Source organism: Streptomyces glaucescens (genome assembly GCF_002154375.1).
GTDB classification, from domain to species: Bacteria; Actinomycetota; Actinomycetes; order Streptomycetales; family Streptomycetaceae; genus Streptomyces; species Streptomyces glaucescens.
On the sequence record NZ_MUND01000182.1, the window covers coordinates 1 to 11,388 of the forward strand.

2 protein-coding genes are annotated in these 11,388 nt (G+C 75.9%); both read left to right on the forward strand.

Going from position 1 to position 11,388, the window contains the following annotated elements:
• On the forward strand, positions 1-982 hold a 982-nt coding region (locus CCN42_RS13560; RefSeq protein WP_143661906.1), incomplete at its 5' end, for a non-ribosomal peptide synthetase.
• 13 nt (positions 983-995) lie between these two features.
• Positions 996-11,388: non-ribosomal peptide synthetase (locus CCN42_RS13565; protein ID WP_143661907.1), on the forward strand; the 10,393-nt coding region annotated here is incomplete at its 3' end.

The following is an 11,388-nucleotide window of genomic DNA, read 5'->3' on the forward strand; positions in this document are numbered from 1 at the left end:
CGAACTGGTCACCCGGTGGGCACCGCACCACCGCATGATCAACTCCTACGGGCCCACCGAGGCCACCGTCGTCGCCACCTGGTCCGACCCGCTGGAGCCGGACGGCAGCGCACCGCCCATCGGCCGCGCGCTGCCCGCCACCGCCGCCTACGTCCTCGACGCGCGCCTGCGCCCCGTCCCCGACGGCGTGCCCGGCGAACTGTGGCTCGCCGGACCGGCGCTGGCCCGCGGCTACCTGCGCCGCCCCGGCCTGACGGCGGCCCGCTTCACCGCCGACCCGTTCGGACCGCCCGGCACCCGCATGTACCGCACCGGCGACCTGGTCCGCCGCGACGCTCGCGGCGAACTGCACTACCTCGGGCGCACCGACCACCAGCTCAAACTGCGCGGCCACCGCATCGAGGCCGGCGAGGTGGAGGCGACCCTGGTGCGCCACCCGGCGGTGCTGGACGCCGTGGTGAGCGTACGGGAGGACGAACCGGGGCTGCCGCGCCTGGTGGCCCACGTGCTCGTCGCGCCCGGCGCCGAACCGCCCGCCGGCGCGGACCTGCGGGCCTTCGCCGCCCGCACCCTGCCCGGCCCCATGGTGCCCTCGGCCTTCGTGACGCTGGACCGCTTCCCGCTGACGGAGAACGGCAAGACCGACCGGGCCGCGCTGCCCGCCCCCGTCCCCGAGACGCGGGAGCCGGCCGCCGGGCACGTACCGCCCCGCACGCCCACCGAGGAGGCCGTCGCCGCCCTGTGGGAGGAGGCCTTGGAGACCACCGTGGGCGCCGAGGACGACTTCTTCGCCCTGGGCGGCGACTCCCTGCGCGCCCTGCTCATCGCCTCCCGCGCCAACGACACCTTCGGCGTGACCCTCACGCCCCGCGACGTCCTGGTCAACCGCACCGTCGCCGCCCTGGCGGACCTGGTGGAGGAACAGGTGCTGAGCGAACTCGAAGACGCCGCACGCGGCGACAGCGACCACGAAGAACGGTGAGGACCGGACGACCATGACGTCTTCGAAGCGAAACCGCGCCGAGGCCCTGCCGCAGGACCTCCAGGAAGTGCTCCGCCGCCGGCTGGCCGGACGGGCCGCCGCAGGCGCCCCCGGCGCCGCCGCCCGGCAGGCCATCCCGCGCGCCGACCGCACCCGGCCGCTGCCGCTCTCCTTCGCCCAGCAGCGCCTGTGGTTCCTGGACCGGCTGCGCCCCGGCGACCCGCGCTACAACAGCGCCGTGGCGCTGCGCCTCACCGGCGCCCTCGACCACACCTCCCTGGCCGCCGCGCTGGAGCACGTGGTGGCTCGGCACGAGGCGCTGCGCACCACGTTCGAGGAGAGCGACGGCACCCCCGCGCAGACCGTGCACCCCGCGGGGCCGCTCCCGTTGCCCGTCCGGGACCTGACGGCTCCGGGCGACGGCCCGGCGGACCTGGACGCGGCCCTGCTGGCCGAGTACGAGCGGCCCTTCGACCTGGAGGCCGGGCCACTGCTGCGTGCCCTGCTGCTGCGCGAGGCACCCGACACGCACGTCCTGCTGCTGACGGCCCATCACATCGTTACCGACGGCTGGTCCATGGGTGTCCTGCTGGACGAGCTGTGCACCGCCTACGACGCCCTCGTCCAGGGCGCGCGGCCCGCCCTGCCTCCGGTGGCCACGCAGTACCCGGACTTCGCCGTCTGGCAGCGCGAGCAACTCTCCGGCACCCGACTGGAGCGTCACCTGGCGCACTGGAAGGAGAGACTGTCCGGTGCGGTCGCACCCGAACTGCCGCTGGACCGCCCACGCCGCGGCGAGGAGTCCGGCGCGGGCGCGGTGCACACCTTCACCGTCCCCGCGGCCACCACGGCCCGGCTGAAGCAGCTCGCGGCCGAGCAGCACACCACGCTGTTCACCGCCCTGGTCGCCGCCTGCCAGACCCTGCTGGCCCGCTGGTCCGGGCAGGACGACATCACCGTCGGCTCGCTCACCCCCGGACGCGGTCGCACCGACCTGGAGCGGGCCGTCGGGTTCTTCGTCAACACCGTCGCGCTGCGCACCCGCGTCGAGACGAGTGGTTCCTTCCGGGACCTGCTCGCTGCCGCCGCGGACACGGTCAACGACGCCTTCGCGCACGGTGACACGCCGTTCGAGCGGCTCGTGGAGGCCGTCGGCGCGACCCGCGAGGCGGGCCGCAACCCCCTGTTCGACGTGATGGTCCTGCTGCACCCCGCGCCGCCCGCCGCGCCCGACCCGCACGGCCTGACCGCCTCCCCGGTCGCCGTGCCCCGGCGGGCCGCCACGTTCGACCTGAGCGTCGAGTTCGTGCCCGACGGAGACGGTCTGACCGGCCTGCTGGAGTACCGCACCGACCTGTTCGACGCGGCCACCGCCGAGCGCATGGCGGACCAGCTGCTGCGCACGCTGGACGGCGCCGCCGCGGACCCGGGCCGGCCGCTCGGCGCCCTGCCCCTGCTCTCGCCCGAGCAGGAGCGGCAGGTCACACGGGACTGGAACGCCACCGCGCGCCCCGTGCCCGAGGAGACCCTGCCCGAGCTGTTCGCCCGGCAGGCGGCCCGCACCCCGCACGCCACCGCCCTCGTCGCCGGGGACGTCCGCCTCGACTACGCCACGCTCGACGCGCGCGCCGACCGCCTGGCCCGTCACCTGGTGGCGCGCGGCGCGGGACCCGAGCGCCTGGTCGCCCTCAGACTGCCGCGCACCGCCGACATGATCGTGGCGATCCTCGCCGTCTGGAAGGCCGGCGCCGGCTATCTGCCCCTGGACCCGGCGCTGCCGGAGGACAGGGTGCGCTTCCTGCTGGAGGACGCGCGGCCCGCGCTGGTGCTGGACGAAGCCGCACTGCGGGAGGCCGGCGACACCACCGGTGGCCCGCTCGCCCCGCCGCACCCCGACACCACCGCCTACGTCATCTACACCTCCGGCTCCACCGGCCGCCCCAAGGGCGTGGCGGTGGCGCACCGGTCCGTGGCGAACCTCCTGGCGGGCCACCGCGAGGGCTTCGTCGCCGAGGCGGGCGGCGGGCCGCTGCGGGTGGCGCTCACGGCGTCGTTCTCCTTCGACACCTCGCTGGAGGGCGTGCTGCTGATGGCCGACGGCCACCCGCTGCACCTGGTCGACGAGTCGACCCGGCTGGACGCCGCCGCGCTGGTCGAGTACGTCGTCGAGCACCGCATCGACTTCCTCGACCTGACCCCCACCTACCTGCGCCAGCTGCTGCCCGCCGGACTGCTCACCGACCGGCGCCACCACCCGCGCGTCCTCATGCTCGGCGGCGAGGCCGTCGGACCCGCCCTGTGGCGGGAGCTGGCGACGCGGCGGGACGTGGCCGCGTACAACTTCTACGGGCCCACCGAGTGCACCGTCGACGCGCTGGCCTGCCGAATAGCGGGCGACGGCCGGCCGACCGTGGGCCGGCCGCTGGCCAACGTGCGCGCCTACGTCCTCGACGACCGGCTCCGGCCCGTGCCGCCAGGTGTCGGCGGCGAGCTGTACCTGGCCGGTGCGCAACTGGCGCGCGGTTACAGCGGGCGGCCGGGGCTGACGGCCGCGCGGTTCCTGCCCGACCCGTTCGGCCCGCCCGGCACCCGCATGTACCGCACCGGCGACCTGGCCCGCTGGACCGCCGACGGACGCCTCGACTACCTGGGGCGCGCCGACGACCAGGTCAAGGTGCGCGGCCACCGCATCGAGCCCGGCGAGGTCGAGGCGGCCCTCACCGACCTGCCCGAGGTAGCCGCCGCAGCGGTCGTCGCCGTCTCAGACCCGCACGGCCACACCCGGCTCGCCGCCTACCTCGTCCCCGCCGACCGCGACGCGCGGCCCGCCGCGGGCGAGGTGCGGGCGGCCGTGCGGCGGGTGCTGCCCGACCACATGGTGCCGTCCTCCTTCACCGTGCTCGACGCCCTGCCGATGACCGTCAGCGGCAAGGTCGACCGGCGCGCCCTGCCCGCCCCCGACTTCGAGGGCGGCGAGCGCGAGCGGGAGTTCGTCGCCCCGCGCACCCCCGCGGAGGAGACCCTGGCCCGCATCTGGGCCGAGGTGCTGGGCGCGCGCCGGGTCGGCGTGACGGACAACTTCTTCGAGCTGGGCGGCGACTCCATCCTCAGCATCCAGGCCGTCTCCCGCGCCCGCGCGGCCGGCCTGCACCTGACCTCGCGGGACGTCTTCCGCCACCAGACCGTCGCCGACCTCGCCGCCGCCGCGTCCGTGCGCACCGCAGAGGTGCCCGCACCCCGGCGCCCGGCCGAAGAGGGCCCGGCACCGCTGACTCCGGTGCAGGAGTGGTTCTTCGCCACCCACGGTCCGCTGCGCCACTTCAGCATGTCGATGCTGCTGGACCTGCCCCACGACCTGGACGAGCCGTCCCTGGAGCGCGCCCTGGAGGCCCTGGCCGCCCACCACCCGGCGCTGCGCACCCGCTTCGCCCGCTCGGGGGACACCTGGCGCCAGCACCCCGGTGAGGGACCGGCCACCGGCCTGCTCACCCGCCACGACCTCTCCCGCGCCGCCGACCCGACGGCGGCACGCGAACAGGCCGCCGAGGCCGCCCGCGCCGCCCTCGACCCGGAGACCGGCGCCCTGCTGCGCGCCGCCCTGTTCACCCGCCCCGGCGAGCGGCCCCAGCTCTTCGTCACAGCCCACCACCTGGCGGTGGACAGCGTCTCCTGGCGCATCCTCCTCGCCGATCTCGCCGACGCCTACCGGCAGGCTGCCGAGGGCAGGACGGTCCGGCTGGAGCCCGTCGCCACTGCGTTCACCGACTGGGCCGCGCACCTCTCGCGCCGGGTGCGCGCCGGCGACCTCGACGCCGACCTGCCGCACTGGACGGCCGAGGCCGCCCAGCCCCGTACCCCGCTGCCCGTGGACCGCCCCGGCGTCCCGCTCGCCGGCTCGGTCCGCACCCTCGGCACCCGCGTGGACCGCGCCACCACCGAGGCCCTGCTGCGCCGGGTGCCCGCGGTCTACCGCACCCAGGTCAACGACGTGCTGCTCGGCGCGCTGAGCCGGGTCCTCGCCGACTGGACGGGCGGCGAGCGGGTGACCGTCCTGCTGGAGGGCCACGGCCGCGAGGACGACACGCTGGACCTGTCCCGCACGGTGGGCTGGTTCACCGCCCAGTACCCCGTCACCCTCGCGCCCGCCGGACCGTCCGGGGCGCCCGACTGGGGCGCCACGCTCAAGGCGGTGAAGGAGCGGCTGCGGTCCGTGCCCCGGCACGGCCTGAGCCACGAGGCCCTGGCCCGCCTCGGCTCGCCCGACGAGGCCGCCCGCGCCCTGCGGGACGTACCGCTGCCGCAGATCAGCTTCAACTACCACGGCCAGTGGGAGGCCTCCGGCGGCGGGGACTTCGCCCCGGCGGGCGAGGCACCCGGCCGCGACATCGCCCCCGGCGAGCCGCTGGACCACCTGCTGGACGTCTCCGCCGTGGTCACCGGCGGCGAACTGCAGATCACCTGGCACTACAGCGATCAGGTGCACGACGAGGACACCGTCCGCGCCCTCGCGGACGGCATGACCCGCGCGCTCGCCGCGATCACCGAGCACTGCGCCCGGCCCGGCGCGGGCGGCCGCACCCCGTCCGACTTCCCGCTGGCCCGCCTCGACCAGGACCGCCTGGACCGCCTGGTCGGCGACGGCCGGGACGTGGAGGACGTCCTGCCGCTGACCCCGCTCCAGGAGGGCATGCTCTTCCACCGGCTGGTCGGCGGCCCCGACGACGTCTACGTCGACCAGGCGGGCCTGCTGCTGGACGGCGTAGCCGACCCGCACGCCTTCGCCGTCGCCTGGCAGCGCGTCACCGACCGCACGCCCGCCCTGCGCACCTGCGTGGTGTGGGAGGACGTACCGGTGCCCCTCCAGGTCGTGCGCCGCGACGTACGGGTGCCGGTCACCCATCTCGACTGGCGTGACCTGGACGAGGCGGAACGCGCCGAGCGGCTGGCCCGGCTGCGGGCCGACGACCTGGCCCGAGGCATCGACCTCGCCGCCGCGCCCCTGATGCGGCTGACCCTGGTCCGGCTGCCCGAGGCCCGGTTGCACCTGCTGTGGACCTCCCACCACCTGATCCTGGACGGCTGGAGCCTGGCCCAGGTGCTGACCGAGGTGTGCGAGGAGTACGCGGCGCTCACCGCGGGCGCCGAGCCCCGGCCGCCGCTGCGGCGTCCCTTCGGCGACTACGTGCGCTGGCTCGCCGAACAGGACCCCGACGCCGCACGCGCCCACTGGCAGGGCGTCCTCGCCGGGTTCGCCGAACCCACCCCGCTGCCCGCCGACCGTCCCCTGCGGGAGGCCCACGAGACCCGTTCCGCGGACGTGTGCACCGCCGGACTGGACGAGGAGGCGTCGGCCCGTCTCGCGCGCGCCGCCCGAGAGGCCGGGCTCACCCTCAACACGGTCGTGCAGGGCGCCTGGGCCCTCCTGCTGGCCCGCTACGCCGCCCAGGACGACGTGGTGTTCGGCACCACCGTCTCCGGGCGGCCCGACGACCTGCCCGGCGTCGAGTCGATGGTCGGCATGTTCATCAACACCGTGCCCACCCGCGTCCGTGTCGACGCCGCGCGCCCGGCCGGGGCCTGGCTGCGCGAACTCCAGGACGCCCAGGCCGAGTCGAGACGGTTCGCGGCCGTGTCGCTGGCCGAGCTGACCCAGCTGAGCGACGTGCCGTCCGGCAGCCCGCTCTTCCACAGCATGGTCGCCTTCGAGAACTACCCCTTCGACGAGGCCCGCACGGCCGGATCCGGGATCCGGCTGGCCGGGGTGACCTCCCGCGACGCCACCAACTACCCGCTCGTCCTGCGCGCCTACCACGGCGAACGCCTCGGCTTCGACCTCGCCTACGACGCCGCCCTGTTCGACGCGGCGACCGTCCGCGCGCTCGCCGGCCGGCTGTGCCTGCTGCTCACCGAGCTGGCCGACGGCACCGACCGGCCGCTGCGCTCCCTGGCCTGGACGACGGCCGGGGAACGGCGGCGGATGCTCACCGACTGGAACGGCACCGAGAGCGGCCGTCCCGCCGAGACACTGGTGGACCTGTTCGAGGCGCAGGCCGCCCGCGCCCCCGGCGCCATCGCCGTCACGTGCGGAACCGAGCACCTGGACTACGCGGCCCTCGACGCCCGCGCCGGGCGGCTCGCCCACCGGCTCGCCGGACTCGGTGCCGGACCCGAGCGGTTCGTCGCCCTCGCCCTGCCCCGCTCCACCGACCAGGTCGTCGCGATCCTGGCCGTGCTGAAGACCGGCGCGGCCTACCTGCCGATCGACCCGAACTCGCCCGCCGAACGCATCGCCCACCTCCTCGCCGACGCCGCCCCGGTGACCCTGGTGACCACCACCGGCACCGCGGCCCGCGCCGACGACACCGGTGTGCCCGTCCTCCTCCTCGACGACCCGGACGTGACGGCCGACCTGGCCCGGCGCCCGGCCACCGGACCCGTCCCGGCCCGCCGCCCCCTCCCGGAAAGCCCCGCCTACGCCATCTACACCTCCGGCTCCACCGGCCGCCCCAAGGGCGTGGTGATCCCGCACGCCAATGTGGTGCGGCTGTTCACCCGCACCCGCCCCTGGTTCGGCTTCGGCCCGGACGACGTGTGGACGCTGTTCCACTCCTACGCCTTCGACTTCTCCGTGTGGGAGCTGTGGGGCCCGCTGCTGCACGGCGGCCGGCTCGTCGTCGTGCCCGACGAGACCGCCCGCTCCCCGGAGGACTTCCTGCGGCTGCTGGCCGACGAGCGGGTCACCGTCCTCAACCAGACGCCGTCCGCGTTCTACCCCCTCGTCCGCGCCGACGCCGAACACCCCGGAACCGGCGCCCCCCTCGCCCTGCGCACGGTGATCTTCGGCGGTGAGGCCCTGGACGTCGGCCGGCTCGCCGGCTGGTGGGCACGTCACCCGGCCGCCGCCCCGCGCCTGGTCAACATGTACGGCATCACCGAGACCACCGTGCACGTCACCCACGCCCCGCTCGACCCCGCCACCGCCGCGGGCGGCCCCGCCAGCCCGATCGGCGTGGCCATCCCCGACCTGCGGGTCTACGTGCTCGACGAGTACCTGGCACCCGTGCCCCCGGGCGCGACCGGTGAACTGTACGTGGCGGGGGAGGGCCTGGCCCGCGGCTACCTGGGCCGCCCCGGCCTGACCGCCACCCGTTTCCTCGCCGACCCGTTCGGCCCGGCCGGCAGCCGCATGTACCGCACCGGCGACCGGGCGAAGTGGCGGTCCGACGGAACCCTGGAGTACCTGGGCCGCGCGGACGCCCAGGTGAAGATCCGCGGCTACCGCATCGAGCCCGGCGAGATCGAGGCCGCCCTGCACACCCACCCCGGCGTCGCCGACGCGACCGTCGGCGTCTTCGAGGACACCTCCGGCACCCGCCGGCTGGTGGCGCACGTCGTCGGCTCCGGCGGCGCGACACCCCCCGCGGCCGAGCTGCGCGCCCATCTGGAGCGGCTGCTGCCCGCCCACATGGTGCCCGCCGCCTACGTGCCGATGGACGCGCTGCCGCTGACCGTCAACGGCAAGCTCGACCGACGCGCCCTGCCCGCCCCGACGGCGGACGGCTACGCCGCCGACACCGACCGGACCGCGCCGCGCACCACCGCCGAACGGGCGGTCGCCGCCGCCTGGGCGGACGTGCTCGGGGTCGACGAGGTGTACGCCGGCGACGACTTCTTCGCGCTCGGCGGCGACTCCATCCTCGCCGTTCGCGTCACCGCCCGGCTGCGCGCCGCGTTCGGCCCCGACGTCTCCCCGAGACTGCTGTTCACCCGCCGCACGGTCTCCGCGCTCGCCGCCGAACTGGGCGAACCGGCCGACGACACGTCCGCCCCACGGGCCGACGCGATACCGGCGACCGCTCCGCAGACCCCCGCGCCGCTCTCGTACGCCCAGCAGCGCCTGTGGTTCCTCGACCGGTTCGAGCCCGGCAGCACCGAGTACACGACGCTGTCCGTGCTGCGCCTGCGCGGCCCGCTCGACGAGCAGGCCCTGCGCACCGCCCTGGACGGCCTCGTCGCACGGCACGAGGCGCTGCGCACCACGTTCTCCGAACAGGACGGACAGCCCTGGCAGCTGGTGCACCCACCGCACCCGGTCGACCTCGTCGCGGACGACCTCTCCACTGCCCCCGACCCGCGAGCGGCGCTGGAGGAGCTGCTGGAGCGCGAGGCCGCCACGCCCTTCGACCTGGCGGCCGGGCCGCCGCTGCGCGCCCGGCTGGCCCGCACGGCGGCCGACGAGCACGTGCTGGCCCTCGCCGTCCACCACATCGTGACCGACGGCTGGTCGCTCGGCGTCCTCGGCCGGGACCTGGGCGAGCTGTACGCGGCGGCCCGCGAACGCCGCCGCCCCGAACTCCCCGAGCTGCCCGTCCGGTACGCCGACCACGCCGCCTGGCAGCGCGCCCGCACCGAACAGGCCGAGCGGCAACTCGCCCACTGGCGCGAGAAGCTGGAGGGCGTACCGCCGCTGGAGCTGCCGACCGACCGGCCGCGTCCCGCCGTGCGCACCCGGGACGGCGCGCTCGTGACCTTCGCCCTGCCCGCCGAGCTGACCGACCGGCTGCGCGAGCGGGGCCGGGAGGCGGACGCCACCCTCTACATGACGCTGCTGACCGCGTGCACGGTCCTGCTGTCCCGCTGGGCCGACCAGGACGACTTCGCCGTCGGCACCGTCACCGCGGGCCGCGAGCGTCCCGAACTGCACGACGTCGTCGGCATGTTCGTGAACACCCTCGTGCTGCGCAACCAGGTGCGCCCCGGCATGTCGTTCCGCGCCCTGCTGGAACAGGTGCGCGGCACCGTCCTGGACGCGTTCGCCCACCAGGACGTGCCCTTCGAACGGCTGGTGGACGCCCTCCAGCCCGAACGGGACACCAGCCGCACCCCCCTGTTCCAGGTCATGGTCGCCCTGCACAACCTGGGCGCCGAGGCCCCCGTGCTGCCGGGCCTGGACGCCGAACCGGTCCTGCCGCCGGTCCGGCACGCCACCTTCGACCTGGCCTTCGACTTCGTGGAGGCCGACGGCGGCGTCACCGGCCACCTGGAGTACAACACCGGCCTGTTCGACGAGGACACCGTCCGCCGCCTGGCCGACCGGCTGCGGCTGCTGCTGGAAGCGGCGGTGCGGGACCCGGAGCGGGACGTACGGGCACTGGAGCTGATGACCGCCGACGAACGGCGGCGGGTGCTGCACGACGGGCAGGGACCGCACCGCACCGTCCCGGAGACCACCTTCCCCGCCCTGTTCGAGGCGCAGGCCGCCCGCACCCCGCACGTCACCGCGCTGGTGGCCCGGGACGCCACCCTCGACTTCGCCGGCCTGAACGACCGCGCGAACCGGCTCGCCCACCACCTGCTGGCCCAGGGTGCCGGCCCCGAGCGGGTGGTCGCCGTACGGCTGCCGCGCACCTCCGGCCTGATGGTGGCGGTCCTCGCCGTCGCCAAGGCGGGCGGCACCCTGCTGTACCTCGACCCCGAGCTGCCCGAGGAGCGCGCCGCCGGACTTCTCGCGGACGCCGCCCCGCACACCGTGCTCACCGCCGACGCGCTGCGCGACACACCGTGGGAGCGGCTGCCCGCCCACAACCCCACCGACCACGACCGCCCGGCCCCGCTGCGCCCGGACCACGCCGCCTACATCGTCTACACCTCCGGCTCCACCGGCCGCCCCAAGGGCGTCGTCGTGGAACACCGCCACCTGGTCAACCTCTGCCACGACCACCGGGAAGGGCTCGTCGCCCCGCACACCGCGGACGGACGGCGGCTGCGCGCCGCGCTCAGCGCCTCGTTCTCCTTCGACACCTCCTGGGAGGGGCCGCTGCTGCTCGCCCTCGGCCAGGAGGTCCACCTCGTCGACGAGGACGTACGCCTGGACCCCGAGGCGTTCTGCGCACAGATCTCCGAACGACGCCTGGACCTGGTCAACGTCACCCCGTCCTTCCTGCGTGAACTCCTCTCCGCGGGACTCCTCGCGCCCGGCCGCCACCACCCGCGCGTCCTGCTGGTCGGCGGTGAGGCGACGGGCCCGGACATCTGGCGGGAGCTGTGCGGCGCCGCCGAACTGGGCGTCACCGCCTACAACATGTACGGCCCCACCGAGTGCACCGTCGACGCCACCTACGGGCGGGTCACCGACCGCCCCGACCGGCCGGTCATCGGGCGGCCCGGCGGCAACCTGCGCGCCTACGTCCTCGACGGCGCCCTGCGCCCGGTGCCGCCCGGCACGCCGGGCGAGCTGTACCTCGCCGGCGCGCAGGTGGCCCGCGGCTACCTGAACCGCCCCGGCCTGACCGCCGCGCGTTTCCTCGCCGACCCGTTCGGCGCGCCGGGGGAGCGGATGTACCGCACCGGCGACCGTGCCCGCCGCGACGAGCGGGGACTGCTGGAGTTCCTGGGCCGCGCCGACG